Source organism: Limosilactobacillus portuensis (genome assembly GCF_014838735.1).
In the GTDB taxonomy this organism is placed as follows: domain Bacteria; phylum Bacillota; class Bacilli; order Lactobacillales; family Lactobacillaceae; genus Limosilactobacillus; species Limosilactobacillus portuensis.
In genome coordinates, this window is record NZ_JABUXQ010000149.1 from 1 (window position 1) to 274 (window position 274).

The window sequence follows — 274 nt, forward strand, 5'->3', positions numbered from 1 at the left end:
GATCCGTGGGCGCCAGGTGCTCGGGTACATCCACCAGGGCGAACGGGGTGATGTTGACCTTGTTGTCACGGTTGGCCACCTGTTCGAGGTGGACGCCGACCCAGATCCGCTGCTCGCGGCTGTTCATCACTTCCAGCAGCGAATAGCAGTGGCCGCGCTGCAGCTTGCCGTAAAGCCCCTTGTCGCGGGAGGCACTGCTGGAGCCCGCCTCCGTGGTGTTACGGAAGTGGAGCAGTGACTGGTCGGGAATGAGGGCCGCGATAAAGGCCGCCAT

At 63.9% G+C, this 274-nt stretch carries 1 protein-coding gene; it reads right to left on the reverse strand.

The features are described 5' to 3' along the window. The coding region (locus tag HUK49_RS10940) for a P-loop NTPase family protein (protein ID WP_191913706.1) at window positions 1-274 on the reverse strand (274 nt) is incomplete at both ends.